General features: G+C 72.9%; 16 protein-coding genes. 11 read left to right on the plus strand and 5 right to left on the minus strand.

Features of this window, described 5'->3' with window-relative positions:
- Positions 1-165 precede the first annotated feature (165 nt).
- The 4 genes from QOZ89_RS17720 to QOZ89_RS17735 all read left to right on the plus strand — a co-directional run bounded on the left by QOZ89_RS17720 (position 166) and on the right by QOZ89_RS17735 (position 4,435).
- A complete protein-coding gene (locus QOZ89_RS17720; protein WP_312624259.1) occupies positions 166-1,644 on the plus strand; it encodes an aldehyde dehydrogenase in 1,479 nt (492 codons plus the stop codon).
- Positions 1,645-1,695: 51 nt separating this feature from the next.
- Entirely contained in the window at positions 1,696-2,043 is a 348-nt protein-coding gene (locus QOZ89_RS17725) for a DUF4286 family protein (RefSeq protein ID WP_071050899.1), read from the plus strand.
- A 372-nt stretch (positions 2,044-2,415) separates the two neighbouring features.
- A complete protein-coding gene (locus tag QOZ89_RS17730) occupies positions 2,416-3,672 on the plus strand; it encodes a cytochrome P450 (protein ID WP_071050900.1) in 1,257 nt (418 codons plus the stop codon).
- 133 nt (positions 3,673-3,805) lie between these two features.
- Positions 3,806-4,435: a GNAT family N-acetyltransferase gene (locus QOZ89_RS17735; protein ID WP_312624260.1), complete on the plus strand. Its 630-nt coding sequence runs from the start codon at positions 3,806-3,808 to the stop codon at positions 4,433-4,435.
- 33 nt (positions 4,436-4,468) lie between these two features.
- Here QOZ89_RS17735 and QOZ89_RS17740 read toward each other — a convergent pair whose 3' ends face one another.
- Entirely contained in the window at positions 4,469-5,104 is a 636-nt protein-coding gene (locus QOZ89_RS17740; protein ID WP_071050901.1) for a helix-turn-helix domain-containing protein, read from the minus strand.
- A gap of 213 nt (positions 5,105-5,317) precedes the next feature.
- On the opposite strand from QOZ89_RS17740, the gene QOZ89_RS17745 reads away from it, so the two are divergent.
- The 4 genes from QOZ89_RS17745 to QOZ89_RS17760 all read left to right on the plus strand — a co-directional run bounded on the left by QOZ89_RS17745 (position 5,318) and on the right by QOZ89_RS17760 (position 10,783).
- Positions 5,318-7,177 carry a bifunctional NAD(P)/FAD-dependent oxidoreductase/class I SAM-dependent methyltransferase gene (locus tag QOZ89_RS17745; RefSeq protein ID WP_312624261.1) on the plus strand — a complete coding sequence of 620 codons (1,860 nt, stop codon included), beginning with the start codon at positions 5,318-5,320 and terminating at the stop codon, positions 7,175-7,177.
- A gap of 104 nt (positions 7,178-7,281) precedes the next feature.
- Entirely contained in the window at positions 7,282-8,436 is a 1,155-nt protein-coding gene (locus tag QOZ89_RS17750) for a serine hydrolase domain-containing protein (protein ID WP_312624262.1), read from the plus strand.
- Positions 8,437-8,466: 30 nt separating this feature from the next.
- Complete coding sequence (locus tag QOZ89_RS17755; protein ID WP_071050903.1) at positions 8,467-8,979, plus strand: pyridoxamine 5'-phosphate oxidase family protein; 513 nt, start codon at positions 8,467-8,469, stop codon at positions 8,977-8,979.
- 943 nt (positions 8,980-9,922) lie between these two features.
- Positions 9,923-10,783, plus strand: coding sequence for a DUF222 domain-containing protein (locus QOZ89_RS17760; RefSeq protein ID WP_241841976.1), 861 nt, complete (start codon positions 9,923-9,925; stop codon positions 10,781-10,783).
- Here the strand turns inward: QOZ89_RS17760 and QOZ89_RS17765 are convergent.
- Positions 10,669-11,796: a glycerophosphodiester phosphodiesterase gene (locus QOZ89_RS17765; protein ID WP_312624322.1), complete on the minus strand. Its 1,128-nt coding sequence runs from the start codon at positions 11,794-11,796 to the stop codon at positions 10,669-10,671. The genes QOZ89_RS17760 and QOZ89_RS17765 overlap by 115 nt on opposite strands.
- 272 nt (positions 11,797-12,068) lie before the next feature.
- On the opposite strand from QOZ89_RS17765, the gene QOZ89_RS17770 reads away from it, so the two are divergent.
- Positions 12,069-12,317, plus strand: a complete 249-nt coding sequence (locus QOZ89_RS17770) for a hypothetical protein (protein ID WP_071050904.1) — start codon at positions 12,069-12,071, stop codon at positions 12,315-12,317.
- A 289-nt stretch (positions 12,318-12,606) separates the two neighbouring features.
- The gene (locus QOZ89_RS17775; RefSeq protein ID WP_312624323.1) at positions 12,607-14,058 is read left to right on the plus strand and encodes a DUF1254 domain-containing protein; all 1,452 of its coding nucleotides are present in this window, start codon (positions 12,607-12,609) and stop codon (positions 14,056-14,058) included.
- A gap of 61 nt (positions 14,059-14,119) precedes the next feature.
- On the opposite strand, the gene QOZ89_RS17780 is transcribed toward QOZ89_RS17775, so the two are convergent.
- Both QOZ89_RS17780 and QOZ89_RS17785 read right to left on the minus strand, forming a co-directional pair.
- Positions 14,120-15,166: an ABC transporter substrate-binding protein gene (locus QOZ89_RS17780; protein WP_312624263.1), complete on the minus strand. Its 1,047-nt coding sequence runs from the start codon at positions 15,164-15,166 to the stop codon at positions 14,120-14,122.
- A gap of 134 nt (positions 15,167-15,300) precedes the next feature.
- Positions 15,301-16,170, minus strand: coding sequence for an alpha/beta fold hydrolase (locus QOZ89_RS17785; protein ID WP_312624264.1), 870 nt, complete (start codon positions 16,168-16,170; stop codon positions 15,301-15,303).
- Between the two features lie 24 nt (positions 16,171-16,194).
- Here QOZ89_RS17785 and QOZ89_RS17790 point away from each other — a divergent pair, with 24 nt between their 5' ends.
- On the plus strand, positions 16,195-17,358 hold the full coding sequence (locus QOZ89_RS17790) for an amidohydrolase family protein (RefSeq protein WP_071050907.1): 1,164 nt from the start codon (positions 16,195-16,197) through the stop codon (positions 17,356-17,358).
- A gap of 141 nt (positions 17,359-17,499) precedes the next feature.
- On the opposite strand, the gene QOZ89_RS17795 is transcribed toward QOZ89_RS17790, so the two are convergent.
- Positions 17,500-18,933 carry an amidase gene (locus tag QOZ89_RS17795; protein ID WP_071050908.1) on the minus strand — a complete coding sequence of 478 codons (1,434 nt, stop codon included), beginning with the start codon at positions 18,931-18,933 and terminating at the stop codon, positions 17,500-17,502.
- Positions 18,934-19,120: the final 187 nt, after the last annotated feature.

Genomic DNA, 19,120 nt, shown 5'->3' on the forward strand with positions numbered 1-19,120 from the left:
GGTCGCAAGTGAGCCCTCACATAGTTAGCAGATCGGAAAGAGGCTCAGGTGAGCCGCCACCCGGCCGCTAGCGGGCCATAGTCGGCCCGTCACCCCTTGTGACGCAAGCTAGCGAGTGCTCGCTCTGTAGTGTTACGTTCGGCCGAACGACCCCTGGGAGGCGGCGTGAGCGACCCGCTGATGTACCGGCGCACGTTCTACATCGACGGCGCCTGGGTGGAGCCGTCGAGCACCGAGGTGCTCGAGGTGATCTCACCGTCCACGGAGGAGCCGGCGGGCGCGGTCCCCCTGGCCACGACCGCGGACATCGACCGTGCCGTCGCCGCGGCCCGGGCCGCGGCCGACGAGGGCTCCTGGGCCCGCACCAGCCCGGCCGAGCGCGCCGAGGTGCTCAGCCGCGCCGCCGCCGAGCTGCGCAAGCGCGAGGACGACATCGCCCGCATCACCACCGACGAGATGGGCTGCGCGGCGAGCCAGTCGAAGGCCGCGCAGACGGGCCTGGTCGCCGTCGTCTTCGACTACTACGCCGAGCTGATCCGGTCCTACGAGTTCGAGCGCGTCGTCACCGCCGGCCCCCGGGCCGGCCTGGTGACCTCCGAGCCGGTCGGCGTCGTCGGCGCGATCGTCCCGTGGAACGCCCCGATCACGCTGGCCGCCTGGAAGACCGCGCCGGCGCTCGCCGCCGGGTGCCCGGTGGTGCTCAAGCCCGCGCCCGAATCGCCGCTGTCTGCCTACGTCTTCGTCGAGGCGCTCGAGGCGGCCGGCGTCCCCGCCGGCCTGGTCAACCTCGTGCCCGGCGGCCGGGAGGTCGGCGAGCACCTCGTCACCCACCCCGGCACCGACAAGATCGCCTTCACCGGCTCGACCGCCGCGGGCAAGCGGATCATGAGCCTGTGCGGTGAACAGATCAAACGGGTGTCGCTGGAGCTCGGCGGCAAGTCCGCCTCGATCCTGCTCGACGACGCCGACCTCGCCACGGTCATCCCGGCCGTCGTCCACGGCGGCATGCACCTGTCCGGCCAGGTCTGCGGCGCGCACACCCGGGTGCTGGTGCCCCGGTCCCGCTACGAGGAGGCGCTCGCCATCGCGGGCGCGGCGGCCGACGCGGAGCCGGTCGGCGACCCGCACGACCCGGCGGTCATCGTCGGCCCGCTGGTCGCCGAGCGCCAGCGCACCCGCGTCGAGGGCCTCATCGCCGGCGCCGTCGCCGATGGCGTCCGCGTCGTCGCCGGCGGCAAGCGGCCCGCGCACCTGCCGAAGGGCTGGTACGTCGCGCCGACGATCCTCGGCGACGTCCACAACGAGATGCGGATCGCCCGCGAGGAGATCTTCGGCCCGGTCCTGTGCTTCATTCCCTACGAGGACTCGGACGGCGCCGACGACGCGGTCCGGATCGCGGGCGACTCGGACTACGGCCTGTCCGGCGGGGTCTGGAGCGGCGACGCGGCGCGGGCGCTCGGCGTCGCACGCCGGCTGCGCACCGGCAGCGTCGCGGTCAACGGCAGCTACCCGCCCTTCCCGATGGTGCCGTTCGGCGGCTTCAAGCAGTCGGGCATCGGCCGGGAGCTGGGCCCGGAGGGGTTGGAAAGCTTCCTGGAAAAGCGCAGCATCGGTCTCCCGCCGTCGCTCATCCCCGGCGCTTAGCCCGGGGCGTGGCGGCGGAGCGGCAGGCACGAAGGGAAGAGGGAGAGCGGGATGGCTAAGGGGATCATGCTCGTCCAGGCGAGCCCGGCGAGCCCGGAGGTCGAGGACGAGTTCAACAGGTGGTACGACGAGGACCACCTCCCCGACCTCCTCACCATCCCGGGATTCGTCGCCGCTCGCCGTTTCCGGCTACGGGAGGGGGGCCACGTCCGGGCCGCCGAGGGCACGCCCCGCTACCTCGCCATCTACGAGATCGAGGCGGACGACCTCGACGCGGCGCTGCGGGCGATGCGCACCCGCCCCGACAGGGGCAAGGTGAGCGACGCGCTGGGGATGAACCCGCCGCCCGTCACCTACATCTACGAGCTCCTCACCGAGGTCACCGAGGTCACCGCGTGAGGCATGACGCGCGGCGGCAGGTGAGCGGCGCGGCCCGCGCCGCTCACCTGCCGCGGCTGGGCCTGAGGCCGCGGCAGGGGCGGGGGCGGGTCGGCACCGTGTGGGTCAACACCATGCTCGACATGGACCCGGCCGTGCCATTCGGCGGTTACAACTCGACATGGACCCGGCCGTGCCGTTCGGCAGTTACAACAAGATGAGCGGCTACGGCCGCGAGATGGGCGAGCACGCGCTCGACTCCTATCTCAACGTGAAATCCGTCTGGATCAAGACCGACTGACAACACCGCACGCCGCGCCCCGTGCTTTTCGGGCCGCGGCCCGGCCCCGTCCGCTTTCCTGGGTTTCCGAACGTTCCTGTCCTGGAGGAACAATGCAGCCAACGTCCTCGGTGACACCGGACGGCCCGGCGGCGGCCGGCGGGCCGATGCCCGACGAATGGTGCCTGCGGGAGTTCAACCACGTCTCCCCCGCGTTAGCCCCGGTCCTGCCGGAGACACTCGCGCGGATGCGATCGCTCTGCCCCGTCGCCCACAGCGAGGCGCACGGCGGCTTCTGGGTCGTGACGAAGTACGAGGACGTGCTGCGGGTCGCCCAGGACTGGGAGACCTTCACCTCGGAAGAGGGGCTGAACATCCCGCCGTACCGCGGCACGGTACGTAACATCCCGGTCGAGGTGGACCCGCCCGAGCAGCGGGTCTACAAGAGGCTCGTCAACGCGCATCTGACGCCAAAGGCGATCGCGCACTGGGAGACGCCGGCCCGCGCGCTGGTCACCCGGCTGATCGACGACTTCGTCGAGCGCGGCGCGTGCGAGTTCATGGACGACTTCGCCCGCCCTTTCCCGAGCACGTCGTTCTTCGACTTCGCGCTGCACGCCCCGCGGGACGAGATCGCGAAGGTCGCCGAGCTGGCGTCGGCGTCCTCGGTGCCCAACCATCCACGGGCCCAGGAGTCCTGGGCTGGCCTGTCGGCCTGGATCACCAACCTGCTGGCCGAGCGGCGCGGAGCGGCGCCACGCGGCGACGTGGTCGACGCCGTGCTCGCGGCCGAGTACGAGGGCCGGCCGCTCACCGAGGCGGAGGCCGTCGGCATCGTCCAGCTGCTCGTCCTCGGCGGCCTGGAGACGACGGCCGGCGCCCTGGGGCTGATGATGCTGCGCTTCACCCGCCAGCCGGAGATCCCCGCGCTGCTGCGCGCGCACCCGGAACGCATCCCGACCGCCGTCGAGGAGCTGCTGCGCCTCGACTCGCCGTTCATCGCCATCGCCCGCACCGCCACCCGCGACGTCGAGCTCGGCGGCCGGCAGATCCACGCGGGCGACAAGGTCCTGCTGTACTGGGCGTCGGCGAACCATGACACCGCCGAGTTCCCCGACGCCGACGCGTTCGACCCGGGCCGCTCGCCGAACCGGCACGTCGCCTTCGGCGCCGGCCCGCACCGCTGCCTGGGCTCCAACGTCGCCCGCCTGAACCTGCGGATCGCCCTCGAGGAGCTCACCAGCCGGCTCGGCGACATCAGGCTGGCCGACGGCGCGGACATCCACTTCCACAACACCCTCACCCGCTCCCCGCACACCCTCCCCATCACGTTCCGCCCCGGCCCCCGCGTCGGCACCCCCACGTCCTAGACGCGGTGGGAGCGGCTGTCACGCCGCTCCCGGATATTCCCGCGGGCGGCTGTCGACCTCGCGACGCGCCAGGGAGGCGTCCGGGAGGCGACGATGAACGGATGCTCCGGGTTGCCAGGGCTGGACTGGGGCCATGACGGTTTCCCTCTGCTCGCCAGACCGTACCCAGGCGCAGGCCCGCGCCGGCCAGGTCGGCGGTGTACCCCGTCAGCGTGGCGAGACCCGCCGGCGAGCCGCCGCGCCGTGTTCGCGCCGCGCCATCCGGCGGGCCGTCCCGCTGGTCCGCGAGCTGACGCCGCGGGACGGCGCGGCGCTCGACGAGGTGTTCGCCGGCCTGTCACCACGCAGCCGCTACCTGCGCTTCCACGCTCCGCTGCACCAGCTGTCCAGCCGTTTCCGCGCGACCCTTCTCGACGTCGACGGCCGTGACCGGCTGGCGCTCGTGGCCGTGGTCTGCACGCCGGAAGGCCCCCGCACGGCGGGGATCGTCCGGCTGGCCCGCACCGGGCCGCGCGAGGCGGAGGTCGCCATCGAGGTCGCCGACGCGCTGCACCGCCAGGGCATCGGCCGCCTCCTGCTGACGACGATCGGCCAGCGCGCCGGCGAGCTCGGTCTCACCCACCTGACCGCCGAGGTCCTTGCCGAGAACACGCCCGCCCTGGCCCTCTTCCGCTCGGTCTTCCCCGATGGCCCCACCCGCCGAGCGGGCGGCATCCTCACCCTCACCTGCCGCCTCCCCGCCGCCTCCGACATCCCCGGGTAATCATCAGCCGGGGCGTCTGGCCGGGTGCCGTGCTCAGGCGTCGCGCGTCGGGCGTGCGGCCGAGCGGGCACGGATGTGGACGCGTTCGCCCTGGGGACCGACGAGGCTGAGGATCTCGGCGGGGTGAGGGGTCGGATTGCTGAAGGCGTGCGGGACGCGGGTGTCGAACTCCGCCACCTCGCCGGCGGCGAGGACGAGATCGTGCTCGCCGAGCTGCAGGCGCAGCCGCCCGGACAGGACGTAGAGCCAGTCGTAGCCCTCGTGGACCTTCTGCTCCGGCTCGTACGGCGGCCAGCGGGCCGGGATGATCATTTTGAATGCCTGTAGCCCGCCGGGCCGGCGGGACAGCGGGATGACCGTCATCCCGTTCCGCACGAACGGGCGTGGGTGGACGCGCGGGTCGGCGGTCTGCGGGTGGCCGACCAGCTCGTCGAGCGGGACCCGGTAGGCCCGGGCCAGCGGGAGCAGCAGCTCCAGGGTCAGCCGGCGCTGGCCGGACTCCAGCCGCGACAGCGTGCTGACCGAAATCCCGGTGGCCTTCGACAGCCTCGGCAGCGTCAGGTCGCGCTCCTGGCGCAACGCTCGCAGCCGCGGGCCCACGGCCGCGAGCATCCCGTCGAGATCCATCTCCTCGTCGTCGGGCGCCCACGCGTCCGGGAAGGCCGGCATCCCCGGCGCGTCGGCCCTCCCCGTCCCCGTGTCCTGTGCCCCGCAGTCCGCCATGCCAGGAGTTTGCCATCCCGGCAAGGTTGTTTGTCAAAACCCCCGTCGGTGCCGCACAGTCCGACCGCGGACGCGCGACGTCCGCGCCGAGGGCGTCGACGACGGCGCCGGCCGGCGACGCCGGCCCGCCCGCGTCGCCGCGGATCCGAGGAGGAGCACATGACGATCGAGACCGGACACGACCCGTCGGTCGACGCCGTGACAGCCGAGGAGCGGGCGTACGACGTCCTCGTCGTGGGTGGTGGCCCGGCGGGGCTCTCCGCGGCGCTCACCCTGTCGCGGGCGCGGCGCGCGGTGCTGGTCGTCGACGCGGGCGAGCCGCGCAACGCTCGCGCCGGCGGCGTGCACAACTACCTGGGCCGTGAGGGCACCCCACCGGCCGAGCTGCTCGCCATCGGCCGCGTCGAGGTCGCCGGCTACGGCGGCGAGGTCGTCACCGGGACGGTCACCGCCGCCGAGCGCCTCGACGACGCCCAGGGCGTCGGCGACGACGTGGGCGACGGAGTCGGGCCGCGTTTCCGGGTCACGCTCGCGGACGGCCGGACGGTACGGGCCCGCCGGCTGCTCGTCGCGACGGGCCTCGTCGACGAGCAGCCCGACGTGCCCGGTGTCGCCGACCGGTGGGGCCGCGACGTGCTGCACTGCCCGTACTGCCACGGCTGGGAGGTCCGCGACCAGGCGGTCGGCGTGCTCGCGACCAGCGAGCTCGCGGTCCACCAGGCGCTGATGTGGCGGCAGTGGAGCCCGGACGTGGTCCTGTTCCGCCACACCGCGCCCGACCTCACCGAGGAGCAGGCCGAGCAGCTGGCCGCCCGCGGCATCGCCGTCGTCGACGGCGAGGTCGCCGGGCTCGAGGTGGCCGACGACCGGCTCGTCGGCGTCCGCCTGCGCTCCGGCGAGGTCGTCCCACGCCAGGCGGTGACGGTCGCGTCGCGACTCGCGGCGCGCGCCGGACTGCTCGCGCCGCTGGGTCTGCGGCCGGTCGAGGCGCGGATGGGCGAACTGGTCATCGGCGACCGGATCGAGGCCGGCCCGACCGGCGCCACCTCGGTCGCCGGGGTGTGGGTGGTGGGCAACGTCGCCGACGTCCAGGCACAGGTCATCTCGTCGGCCGCCTCGGGCGTCATGACCGCCGCCGCGCTCAACGCCGACCTCATCGCCGAGGACACCCGCCGAGCCGTCGAGGCGCACCGCTACCAGCGGGTCTTCAGCGAGCAGGCCTGGAGCGACCGGCACCGGGCGCGCGGGCCCGCGCACCCCGACAGCGACGACCCGAGCCCGACGCTGGCCGCGACGGTCGTCGACCTGCCGCCCGGCACGGCACTCGACGCCGGCGCCGGCACGGGCGCGGACGCCTGCTGGCTCGCCGCCGGCGGCTGGAAGGTCACCGCCGTCGACCTGTCGAAGGAAGCCCTGGAACGCGCCGAGGCCCGCGCGACCCGGCTCGGCCACGACATCACCTGGGTCCACGCGGACCTCGCCGTTGAGCCGGCCCCCGGCACCTTCGACCTGGTCACCGCCCACTACCTGTGCCTGCCGCCGGCGCAGCGGCGCACGCTGTTCGCCCACCTCGCCGCCGCCGTCGCCCCCGGCGGCACCCTCCTCCTCGTCGGCCACGCGCCCGGCGACAGCGACGGCCACGCACACGCCCGCCGCGACGAGCATGGTGACGGCAATGAGAACGGTCACGGCAGCGGGCACGGCCACGGCCACGGCCACGGCAATGGGAACGGCGCGCACGGGCAAAGCCAGACCCATGGACACGGCCACGAGCATGGGCACGACCACGACGGACCGGCGCACGAGGCCCACGGCGGGGCCGACGGCCCGCGGGCCACGGTTCCTGACCCCCACCCGGCCGAGGTCGCCTGGACCGCCGGAGACGTCGCCGCCTCCCTGGGCCCCGGCTGGACCATCGAAACGGCCGAGACCCGTCCTTTCGCCGGGGTTCCCGGGGGACATGCGGCCACTCATGACTCGATCCTGCGCGCCCGCCGCGACGACCTGACCCCCCAGTAGCGCGGCTCCACCCCGCCCGCTCCCGATCCCACTCCCCTCGCCGACGACTGGCCCGACCGATGAGTCACGCGGGCCGCGACGGTCCAACGGGTATGGGCGAGCGCATGAGCGCGAACGACATCCAGACACGCGTGCAGGCCGCGATCGACCGGATGGTGCGGGACGGCGCGGAGGTGGGGCTGCAGGTGGCCGTCGTGCGGCATGGCCACCTGGTCGTCGACGCGGTGGCCGGCGCGCGCGACGCCGGCCGGCGGCATCCGGTCCTGCCCGACACGCTGTTCTACGCGGCCTCCACCGCCAAGGGGGTGGCCGCGGCGACAGCGCACGTACTCGTCGAGCGGGGCGTGCTCACCGACGACCTGCGGATCGCCGACGTCTGGCCCGAGTTCGGCGCCCACGGCAAGCAGCACACGACGCTGCGGCACGTGCTGCTGCACACGGCGGGCGTGCCGGCGCCGCCATACGACACGACCGTCGAGCAGCTGTGCGACTGGGACCACATGTGCGCGGCGCTGGCCGGCTCCGAGCCGTGGTGGGTGCCCGGCACGCGGTTCGGCTACCACGCCCAGACCTTCGGCTTCCTGCTCGGCGAGACCGTCCGCCGTGCCTCGGGCCGACCGCTGTCGTGGTGGCTGCGTGAGGCGGTCACGATCCCCCTCGGGATCGAGGACGACGTGCACTTCGGCGTCCCCGAGCCCCTGCTCGGCCGAGTCGCGCACCAGCACCGACCGACCGGACCACCGCCGGAGCCTCCGGAGACCGGCTCGCCTGCCGACCGGGCGGTCCCGCCAGGCATCCGCCCCGACGCGGACCTCGCCAACCGCCGCGACGTCCTCACCGCCGACATCGTCTCCAGCGGCACCATGACCGCCCGGGGGGCGGCACGCGTCTACGCGGCTCTGCTCGGCGGCGTGGCGGACGGCGGCGCGGGCGGCGGCGCCCTGGTGTCGCCGACGCGCCTCGCGGCCATGGCCGCGCTCAGCCATGACGGGCCGGACGAGGTGATGGGGATGCCCGCCACCTGGGCGTTCGGGTTCAGCCCCTACCGTCCAGGCGGCGTCGCCTCGCGGCCCGGATCGGCCTTCGGCATGGTCGGCTCGAACGGTTCGGCGGCGTACGCCGACATCGACTCGGGCGTCGCCGTGGCGGTCATGCGGAACCAGTTCAGCCCGGACCTGTCCGCCGCGGCCGAGATCGACCGCATCGTGGCCGACGCGTTTCCCGGCTCCGCCGGCTCGCGCGGGCAGACCAACGGCTGACGATGGGAGCGACGGACGATGGGAGCGACGATGGATGACCTGGTGACCCAGCTCGACGAGCGGTTCAGCGATCCCGACGCCCAGCCCACCACCTGGGCCACGGCCCGTGAGGTGCTCGAGACGGCCCAGATCACCTGGATATCGACCGTACGGGCCGACGGACGACCGCACGTCACGCCACTGGTCGCGGTGTGGCTCGACGGAGCACTCCACTTCAGCACCGGCCCGACAGAGCAGAAGGCGATCAACCTTGCCACGAACCCCAACGTCGTGCTGACCACCGGCCGCGACACCTGGGACCGGGGAGTCGACGTGATGGTCGAGGGCGAGGCGGTCCGCGTCACCGACCGGGCGGCCCTCACGCGGCTCGCCGCCGCCTGGCGAACCAAGTGGAACGGCAGCTGGCGGTTCGACGTCGCCGACGACGGCTTCCACCAGCAGCGCGGCGGCCTAGCGCTCGTCTTCGCGGTCAGGCCGACGAAGATCCTCGCCTTCGGCAAGGGCACCTTCACCCACACTCGCCACCTGCCCCGGGCCCGCTGACTGGCACGGCCGGCGAAACACGAGTACTGCCCGGGCGGCCGGGTGGGATCGGGAGCGTGGCGGTCCCACCCGGCCGGTGGTGCCGAAGCAGGTCGGCTCAGCTTCGGCCACGCCACTATCCCTGGAGCTCCTGGCCATCTCGCAAAGACACGATCGGGCTGACAATCTCGCTGGTCAGCTGCCCGCCACCACCGCCCCGTTGCAATCTCGATGAAAGTCGCGATGCCCAACGACCGCCGTCATCTCCTGTCGCCGAAATGAACGTGAGAATCTCGGCAAAAGCGCACCTATCATTTGGGGCCCCTACCTGGCTGCACCCTCCGTCTTTCTCGGGGGGTGCAGCGCGACTGCCTACTTCGGCGTTTTCAGGCGGACGTGGGCCGCATTCAGAGGTGCTTGCCTTTCTTCCGTTCCGAGCTACTGTGAACGCATGTTCGATATCTGTGGCGGCCCTGCTCCGAGGTCGCCTGCTTCGAGGTCGCCTGAGCCGCGGGCGGCCGCGGTGTGCGAGGCGCCGCCGCGGCGGGATGCCGCCTCCGGGCACGGGTCCCGGCCCGCGGGGTCCGGACCGCGTCGGTCTTCGGCGCCAGCGCCGCATCGGTCGTCCTCGCGTCCGGCGGCGTACGCCTGCCCACAGGCCACTGACGCCGTGCCGGCTCCCGCGGTCGCGTCGGACAGGTCTGGTGCAACGTCTGCCCGGCGGGCGCGGGTCAGAACAGGACGTGGCGGGGCAGGACGCTCCGCATTTCCGACCGCCTCCGGCACCTCGGCCGCCGGCCTGGACGCCTCAGGCCTACCGGACTTCCCGAACACCACCGCCCCTGCCGCCCCTGCCGCCCCCAGCGGCCCCGGTGCTTCGGCCCGTTCAGATCCTTCCGGTACTGACACCCAGGTCACGGGCACAGCTGCCGGGACCGACGATGGGTTGGTGGGGCCGTTGGCGGTGGTAGAGGCTGCCTTCGACGTGGCGGTGGCCCAGCTGGCGGACTGCGCGGAGGAGGCGGCGTTTGCCCTGGTCGCGGGCCTGGCCCGGCTGGCCGCCCGGCTGCAGGGGCTCACGATCCAGGCACAGGTCGCGCTTGCCCGGCTACGGCCGGCCCCGGCGGGCGACGGCGAGCTGGGCGGCGGGCCCTACTCGGAGTTCCTCGCCGACGAGCTGGCCGCCGAGCTGGGCCAGTCGCCGCGTGCGTTGTCCGACCGACTGGCCCGGGCCTGGGACATCGCCCACCAGCTACCCGCCGCACTCGACGCGCTCACCGCTGGCCGGTTGGACTACCCCCGGCTGCTCGCCCTGCACGACACCACCCAGGCACTGTCCGACGAGCAGCGCGCCACAGTTGAAGCCCAGATGTTGGTCGGCAGCCGCCTGAAGTCGTCGGCGCAGTGGCGGCGCAAGCTGCGCCGGATGGTGGCCCGGATCGACCCGGACGCCGCTGGTCGGCGGCGCAAGGAGGCTCGCGCCCAGCGCGGGGTCAGCGTCCAGCCTCTCGAAGACGGCATGTCCCTGCTCTCGGCAGCGAGTCGTGGTACGGATCATCGTCCGGCCTGTCGGGTAAGCCGCATGCCGGCGGCCGCCAAGCGGGAGGCGGCGGTTCCGTCCGGCCACGCGTGCGCTGACGGATGGCACGCCGGCCGGGAATCCGGTGGACGGTCCCGGCCGGCCGCCATCGTGCTGGAAGGCTCGCGCGGTCAGCCGCCCAGGAACGCGGCGCGGGCGAGGATGCCGACGTCGGTGTTGTCGGTGAACAGGCCGTCGATGCCGGTCTTGAGGAAGGTCACCTGCTCGTCGATGGCCCGTCCGTAGTCGCTGGCCACCGTGCCGACGCGGTAGTCGGCGGGCAGGAAGCTGTTCTCGGCGCGGAACGTGTACGGGTGCAGGACGAGGCCGGCCTTGTGCGCGTCGGCGACGAGCGTGGTCGGGGTGGCGAGGTTGCCGCCCGCGTCCCGCGGGATGATCAGGTTCTTGTCCGGCCCGATGCCGTTCGCGTACGTCGCGATCGTCTTCAGGCCGGCAGGGGTGATCAGGTCGGCGTACGTGCGCGGGTCGCCGGCGTCGACGAGGTCGAACGGGGCGCCGGCGGCGCTGAGGAGCTGCACGGCGCGGGTCTTCAGGCCGAGCTTGCGCAGCTGGCCCAGGTTCTTCGTCTCGAAGGACTGCACGAACACGGGCGCGTTCTTGTCGTTGAGGCCGTAGCGGACCAGCGTGTCCAGCAGCCGCTTCTCCAGCGCGAGCCCGGCCTTCTGGAAGTAGGTCGGGTGCTTGGTCTCCGGGTAGACGCCGATCTGACGGCCGAGCTCCGCCGACAGGCGCTTGCGCAGGTCGAGCACCTCCATCAGCGTGGGAATCTCGAAGCGGCCGTTGTAGAGCGTGTTGTGCTGGCGGACGTCCGGGATCCGCTCCTTGGCCCGCAGCGTCTTGAGCTCGGCGAGCGTGAAGTCCTCGGTGAACCAGCCGGTCAGGGCAACACCGTCGAGCGTCTTCGTCACCTTGCGGGCGGCGAACTCCGGGTGGTCGGCGACGTTGGTCGTGCCGCCGATCTCGGGCTCGTGCCGGCAGACGAGGTGGCCGTCCTTCGTGACGACCAGGTCCGGCTCGACGAAGTCGGCGCCCAGCCGGGCGGCCAGCTCGTATGAGGCCAGGGTGTGCTCCGGGCGGTAGCCGGACGCGCCGCGGTGCCCGATCACCAGCGTCGCGGGCCGGCCCGGCGCCCCCTGCCCGCCGGCCAGGCCCGACCCGGTCGCGGCGGCGGCCGAGGCGGACGCGGCGACGAGGACGGGCGCGGCGGCCAGGCCCGCGATCACGCCCCGGCGGCCGATCGCGCGCCGGGGCGCGGCGGCCGGACGGTCCGCCGCGGCCAGGTCCTCGGCGGTCGGATCCTCGGCGGGGAAGTCTTCGGTGCGACGCTCCACAGGTCCTCCAGCGGGGCGACGTCGGCCCTCGACGCCGGCACGCCGCACCAGCCAAGCAACGACGACGAACGCCCATGCGGCGCGCACCTGACCCGGGACCGTCCAGTAGTCATCCGCGACGTGAACCGGGCCCGAGCCGCGGCGACGGCCCGCGGACCGGCCGGAGGCTCCGGCCGGCGGTGCTGACCGAGCCGTTCGCCCGGACCCCGTGCGCGGCGGCAGGGGCCCGGGCTCGCGGGCCGTCAGGCGTCGGCGAGCCGCCCGGCCTGGCCGACCGCGGCGATGAGGCGGCCGGCCTCGCTACGGCGCTCATCATGCTGCTCGAAGGCGCCCATGTTCTGTGCCGCGCCGCCGGGACGCTCGAGCCGTTCGACGAGGCGGCACGCAGCGCGACGACGCTGGCCCGGGCCTGCTACGCGGCGCCGTGATGCGGCAGGTGCGACCGCCGTCCGCGCCCAGGCCGGTTCTCTCGTCGTGTCGTTCCTGTCTGTGGCCACATGCGTTTCCGGCCGCGGCCATACGCGGTTCACACGATCGCGGCGAAGGCTTCGTGCGACGGCGTCGCCGAGGATGGGAGCGCGGATGCTGGACCGGTGGCAGGTCGGATCGGGGCACGGACGAGCACGGGGAGGTGCCTCGTCACCCCGTCGACGGAGACTCCGAACACGCGGTCCCGTCGTCGTCGGACTGGCGGCGACAGGGGTGGTCGCGTTGACGATGGCGGCGGCGGGCGTCGCCGGACGGACCCACGCGGCCGGCGACGCGTCGGCTCCGCACGCGGCTCCGCTGGGATACCTGGCGCCGGCGACGTCATCGGCGACAGCACCGGCGCCCACCGTCGCATCCGCCGCGGCAACCGCGACAAATATTCCGACCGGCTCGGCAGCGCCAGCCGGCTCGGCCGAGGAGACCGCCGCGGATGGCTACGTCTACGGCTACAGCCCGGTGGCGATGGCCCGAACCCGCGCGGACCACGTCTGTCACAGCGGCACGAACGCGCTCCTCAACGTTCCCGTCCTGTCCACTCCGCTGAGCCAGAGTGTGGTGGCACCGAACGTCGACACGCTCTACTCGGTCGCCTGGTTGGACCTGCGCGAGGGGCCGGTCCAGCTGACGCTGCCCGACACGACCGACCGCTATGTGGTGTTCGAGCTGCTGGACATCTACTCCAATGTCTTCGCCGACATCGGCACCCGGCTGAACGGGTCACAGCCCGGGAACTATCTGATCACTCCGCCCGGCTGGAACGGCACCGTGCCCGCCGGCACCACCGCGGTCGCCGCGCCGAGCTGGGATGTGTGGGCGTTGGGCCGCACCCTGGTGAACGGCGACGAGGACCTGTCCGCCGCGCGTGCCGTCCAGCGCCAGTACACCGTGGCGACGAGCGGCCTCGGCGCGTCCGGGCCGGTTCCGCCCGCGCTGCCCCCAGTGGACTGCGCGAACCCGCCTGACCCGCAGACCCCGAACGACGGCGGCGCGGAGTTCTTCGACGAGCTCGCCGCGGTGCTCGCCGCGGATCCGCCGCCGGCCGCGGACGATCCCGCGCTCGCCGCGCTCGCCAGCATCGGCGTCGTCCCCGGTACGACTCCGTCGACAGGGGACCCCGCGACCGTCGCCGCGCTCGAAGCCGGCGTCACTGCGGGCGAAGCCGAGGTCCAGGCCGCGGCCGAGAACGTCCTCGTCCCGTCCGGCAGCTGGCTGGGAAGCTTCAACGGCGGCACCTACGGCACCGACTACCTGGTGCGCTCGGCGGTCGCCGTCGTCGGACTCGGGGCGAACGTTCCGCAGGAATCGCTCTACTACTGGTCCGGCCCCGACCTCGACGGCGAGCCGCTCACCGGCGCCCACACCTACCGGATGCGCTTTGGCGCCGGACAGCTGCCACCCGTCGACGCCGCCGGGTTCTGGTCGGTGACGATGTACGACGAGGAGATGTTCCTCGTCCCGAACACGCTCCGACGCTATGCCCTCGGGGATCGCAGTGATCTCACCGTGAATGCGGACGGCTCGATCGACATCTACCTCTCGGCGACCCCGCCGGCCGGGCATACCGCCAACTGGCTGCCCGCGCCGGACGGGCCCGTCAACCTGATGATCCGCGCGTATATCCCCACCGAGCCCGCGCTGACCAACGCCTGGCATCCACCGGCGATCGAAATGATCTCCTGACCGGCGCGGCCACCGGCGGACCCTCGGATGAGACTGGGGGCGTCCGTGGCCGCGGGCGCCCTCAGCGGACCTCGACGGAGTCGCCGGCGGACCAGCGGCGCAGGACGAGGTATCGGCCGTGCAGGGCGCCGCGGTCGTGGTGGCCGAAGGAGAGCTGGGTGCCGTCCTGACCTTCGGCGGCGGGGAGCCACTTGATCTGTTCCAGGCCCTCGCGGACGCCGGCCCGGGTCAGCTCGGGCGCGCGGGCCAGGCCCTCGACGGCCAGGCGGGCCAGGTCGAAGCCCTTCGCCGCCGCGGCGGCCCGCGCCGGCGGGACCGCCAGGCGTTCGAGCAGCGCGGCCAGCGTCGCGTTCCCGTCGGAGTACATGTCGATGTACACCCAGCCGTCGAGTGCCCGGCCGACCTCGGGCTGCCGGCCGAACATCCCCGCGGAGTTCATCACCCGAGGTCCGTCCCAGCCGGCGCCCGCCGCCGCCCGGGCCACCGCCGACGCCGACCGGCCGAGCCCGAGGTAGACGAGCCCGTCCACCTTCGCGTCGAGCACCTCGCCGACCTGCGCGGCCGCGTCCTCGGTGAGCGGGGCCAGCCCGACCGTCGCGGCCACGGCGAGCCCGATGATCTCCGCCTCGGCCGTCAGGTAGTGCAGGTAGCGCCGCCCGATCGGGGACCGGTCGTAGGCGATGCCCACCCGGCGCGCGCCGAGGTCCGCCAGGTGCCGGGCGAGCACGACGCTCTCGTCCTCGTGCGAGCCGACCTGCAGGTGGAACATCCAGTCCCCACGGGCCCGCTCCGTGCCGGCCCAGTTGATGGTCGGGATCCGGTGCCGCTCGGCGAGCGGGGTGGCCACGAGCGCGTTGTCGCCGATCGCCGGGCCGACGACGAGCAGCACGTCGGCGTCGACGAGCCGGGCGAACGCCCGCTCTACCGCGGCCGCGGTCCCGCTCGGGAGCCCGAGCCCGTGCGACCCGACGATCTCGACATCCCGGTCCAGCCGGCCGGCCGCGCGGTACTCGTCGGCCGCGAGCCGCAGCCAGTACTCGATGTCCGTCGGGCTCGGCGGCGCATCCGTCAGATCGTCGAGGAATCCCACCCGCAGCGGCGCCGCCATACAACACCCGTTCCTCTCCCGGCGTCGCTCTCGCGCCGGCGAAAGACGCCGAAGACGCCGCCACTCTGGAGACCGGTGCGCACCGGTCTCCAGAGGCCCCGTGGCGGCGAGCCTGGTACCTGTTCGAGAACCGCTCAGATCTTCGTCTCGCGGTACCAGTCGAGAAGTTGCGGGGCGAGCAGCGGCCAACGGGCGAACAGGCCCTCCTTGACCGCCTCGGGGGTGTGGCGGTCGGCCCACTCGGTGTCGCCCCACGGGGGCTCGCGCAGCACGGCGTTCGGCAGCGCCGCGGCGATCTTCTCGGACGTCTCGCGGCGGTGGTGGATGTCGCTCTCGCCGCTGCGGAGCACCAGCGTGGGCAGGTCGAGCTTGGCGGCCTCCTCGTCCGACAGGCCAGGGACCAGCGCGGTGTCGTCGGGGCAGTAGACCGCCATCCAGCGCTCCAGGGCGGCCATGAACGTCTGCGGGTCCTGGTCGAGGATGCGCTGACGGTTGCCCGGGTTGGCCTCGATGACCTCAGCCCACTCGGGCAGCGCGGCAACAGCCTCCATACCACCGTTCCACGCCGCGACGAACGAACCGGAGCAGTAGTGCACGCCTAGGCTCATCAGCCCGTAGACACCGCCGCTGATCCACCAGATCGCAAGCCCCGCGGCGATGTCACGGTGGCGGGCCGCGGTCAGCATCGAGACCCGGGAGCCGCCGGAACCGCCGGCGATGACCGTCGGCCCGAGCCCGAGCTGACGGATCAGGCCACCCAGGGCGTCGGCCTGCATCTGGGACTCGGATTCGCCGGTGAAACACACATCCGAGGCTCCGGTGTTGGGCCGGTCCCAGATCAGTGCGCGCCCGCCGGTGCCCTCGGCGAGTGCCGTGGCCAGCTCACGGATACCGGGCGTGTCCTTGCTGTAACGGCCACCGGGCGTGACCGCCCATGCCTGACCGTCGCCCGAGCCGACGATCTCATAGGAGATCGATAAACCGTCTACGGTTGCGTATGCCATGGGGAGAATCTAACATTGATGTCTATGTCAAAGGACGGCTTATTTATCGTAGACGCCGACTCCCACTGGTCCGAACGAGCCGATCTTTTCACCAGCCGCGCGCCAGCCGCCTACAAAGACCGTGTACCCCAGCCACGCGACGTGAACGGGGTGCCGACCTGGGTCATGGACGGCCACGCCATGGGCCGGTTCAGCCCGGGCGGCGTCATCGCCCGCGACGGCTCCAAGGAAGAGGCCGACAAGGCCCTGTTCCACTGGACCTTCGACGAGATCCACCTGGGCGCGCACGACCCCAAGGTCCGCATCGGCGTCCTCGACGATCTCGGCATCGACGCGCAGATCATCTTCCCCAGCACCATCGGCCTCGGCGGCCAGGACCTGGGATCGGTCGACGACGCCGAGCTCACCAGGCTGACCATCCAGATCTACAACGACCAGATGGCCGAGATCCAGGAGCAGTCCGGCAACCGGCTGCTCCCGCTCCCGCTGATGCCGGCCTGGGACATCGACACCTGCGTCAGCGAGGCGCGCCGGGTGGCCGGGCTGGGCGCACGCGGCGTGAACATGACCTCGGACCCGCAGGACCTCGGCTCCCCCGATCTCGGCGACCCGGCCTGGGACCCCTTCTGGGAGGTCTGCACCGAGCTCCACCTGCCGGTGCATTTCCACATCGGCGCGAGCGTCACCGGCATGACGTTCTACGGCAAGTACCCGTGGCCGTCACACGACGCCAACACCAAGCTCGCCATCGGCGGCACGCTGCTGTTCATCGGCAATGCCCGGGTGGTGACGAACCTGATTCTCTCCGGCATCTTCGACCGGCATCCCGGCCTGCAGACCGTGTCGGTGGAAAGCGGTGTCGGCTGGATCCCGTTCATTCTCGAGACGCTCGACTACGAGATGAGCGAGAACGCGCCCCGCCAGCTGGCGGGGATGAAGAAAATGCCGTCGGAATACTTCAAGAGCAACATCTACGCGACGTTCTGGTTCGAGAAGAACCAGGGCAGGCTGCCGGCGCTCGTCGAGGCGGTCGGCGAGGACCGCATCCTGTTCGAGACCGACTTCCCGCACCCGACCTGCCTCTACCCCGGCCCGCTCGAGGCCGTCGAGGACAAGATGAACACGATCTCGCCCGAGGCGAAGGCCAAGATCCTCGGCGAGAACGCCCGCAAGCTCTACCGACTCTGACAGCCGCGTCGCGCTTCCACCCGCTCCTCCACCCCGGCCCTTCCGCGGGTCCCCGCCGACGGGTAGGCGGGGATGGGGCTCAGCGCCCATGCGCTCCTGACCGACGAGTCCAAGACCGCCCGACGGTCCCGCGCCGCGCGGTCACCCCCGGGAGGTCGCCGATGCCGCCGTCGGAGTGCGGGTCACCAGCGGCGGCACCCGCAGGTGCCAGTCGGTGCGCTGCTGGTAGGCGAAGCCGGTGGCGAGCACGGCCGCGTCGTCGAACGGTCGGCCGACGATCTGCATCGACAGCGGCAGCCCCGTCGCGCTGAACCCGGCCGGCACGCACAGCGCGGGGTGACCCGTCGCGTTCCAGATCGGAGTGAAGATCGGCGCGATGCTGAGGACCGTCTCGGTCAGATCGATCGGCGGCGCGGCGACCGCGGTGCTCGGGGTTACGACCAGGTCGACGTCGGTGAACAGCTCGGCCATCCGGCGCTGCCCGACCCGGCGCACCCGCTGGATCGTGACGAAGTCGGCCCCGGTCACCAGCGTGCCGACGGCGAGCATCCGCCGCGCGCCGGCCCCGTAGTCGGCCCACCGACCGGCCAGGTCCCCGCGGTGGTACGCGAGCGCCTCGCCGTAGAGGCCGATCATCGTCGCGTCGGTGAGCTCCTGGTAGAGCGGCAGCGAGACGGGGACGAGCGTCGCGCCCGCGGCGGCGAGCTCGTCGAGCGCCGCGGCCATCGCCGCCGGCAGGGCCGGGTCGGTCTCGGCCACGCCGGCGAGCAGGTCGACGCCGATGCGCACGCCTTCGAGCGAGCCGGTCAGGCCGGCGGTGTAGTCGGGTACCGGCACGTCGACGCTGGTCGCGTCGGACGGGTCGAACCCGGCCATCACCTGGAGCAGCAGCGCGCAGTCGTGAGCGCTGCGGGCCATCGGTCCGATGTGGTCGTAGCTGTAGCCCAGCGGCACGCAGCCGGACTTCGGCACCCGGCCGAACGTCTGCTTCATCCCGGAGATGCCACACCACGCGGCGGGCAGCCGGACCGAGCCGCCGGTGTCCGTGCCGAGCCCGCCGAGGATCACGCCGGCCGCCACCCCGTTGCCGGTGCCGGCGCTGGAGCCGCCGGGGCTCGCCGCGGGGTTCCACGGGTTGCGCGGGATCGGGAACGGCTTCTCGGGGTCGGGCATCCCGGTGGCGAACTCGGACGTCGTCGTCTTGCCGGTGATGACGGCGCCGGCGGCGCGCAGCCGGGCGACGACGACGGCGTCGCCGATCCCCTCGCCCCAGGCGGGGTCCAGGATGAGGCTCTGCGCGGTGGTCGGGCCACCCTCCGCGGCGATGATGTCCTTGACGCCCAGAGGGATCCCATGCAACGGGCCGCGGTCGACGCCGGCGGCCAGCTCCTCGTCCGCCTTCGCCGCCGCCGCCAGCGCCAGCTCGTCAAACCGGGCCAGGTAGACGCCGAGGTCCGCGTCGTGACGGTCGGCGGCGTCGATCGACGCCTGGGTCAGGGCGACGCTGGTGGTCGCGCCGGACCGCAGGGCGGCCGCCGCGTCGCTGATCGTCAGCGTGCTGGGGTGGTCGGTCATGACGTCGTGAACTCCCTTGGGCGGGCGGTGTGGGACGAGGGGTGCGGAACACGGAACACCGCCGGCGTTCGGGGCCCGGCGCGTCGACGACCTGGGTGCGCCGCGATGCGTCCGGCCGTCCGTTCGGGCCGGCGCCCGAACGGACGGTGACGATGGCGGTGGCGGTGGCGGTGGCGGTGGCGCATCG

The sequence above is a fragment of the Pseudofrankia coriaricola genome, from assembly GCF_032027725.1.
Taxonomy (GTDB): domain Bacteria; phylum Actinomycetota; class Actinomycetes; order Frankiales; family Frankiaceae; genus Pseudofrankia.

Bases quoted from the DNA above. Each gene is read 5' to 3' on its own strand.
- QOZ89_RS17725 (WP_071050899.1), top strand. From the start codon at position 1,696: ATGGCTAAGGGGATCATGCTCGTCCAGGCGAGCCCGGCGAGCCCGGAG.
- QOZ89_RS17740 (WP_071050901.1), bottom strand. From the start codon at position 5,104: ATGCCGGCCTTCCCGGACGCGTGGGCGCCCGACGACGAGGAGATGGAT.
- QOZ89_RS17745 (WP_312624261.1), top strand. From the start codon at position 5,318: ATGACGATCGAGACCGGACACGACCCGTCGGTCGACGCCGTGACAGCC.
- QOZ89_RS17730 (WP_071050900.1), top strand. From the start codon at position 2,416: ATGCAGCCAACGTCCTCGGTGACACCGGACGGCCCGGCGGCGGCCGGC.
- QOZ89_RS17735 (WP_312624260.1), top strand. From the start codon at position 3,806: ATGACGGTTTCCCTCTGCTCGCCAGACCGTACCCAGGCGCAGGCCCGC.
- QOZ89_RS17750 (WP_312624262.1), top strand. From the start codon at position 7,282: ATGAGCGCGAACGACATCCAGACACGCGTGCAGGCCGCGATCGACCGG.
- QOZ89_RS17790 (WP_071050907.1), top strand. From the start codon at position 16,195: ATGTCAAAGGACGGCTTATTTATCGTAGACGCCGACTCCCACTGGTCC.
- QOZ89_RS17785 (WP_312624264.1), bottom strand. From the start codon at position 16,170: ATGGCATACGCAACCGTAGACGGTTTATCGATCTCCTATGAGATCGTC.
- QOZ89_RS17755 (WP_071050903.1), top strand. From the start codon at position 8,467: ATGGATGACCTGGTGACCCAGCTCGACGAGCGGTTCAGCGATCCCGAC.
- QOZ89_RS17780 (WP_312624263.1), bottom strand. From the start codon at position 15,166: ATGGCGGCGCCGCTGCGGGTGGGATTCCTCGACGATCTGACGGATGCG.
- QOZ89_RS17795 (WP_071050908.1), bottom strand. From the start codon at position 18,933: ATGACCGACCACCCCAGCACGCTGACGATCAGCGACGCGGCGGCCGCC.
- QOZ89_RS17775 (WP_312624323.1), top strand. From the start codon at position 12,607: ATGGCGGCGGCGGGCGTCGCCGGACGGACCCACGCGGCCGGCGACGCG.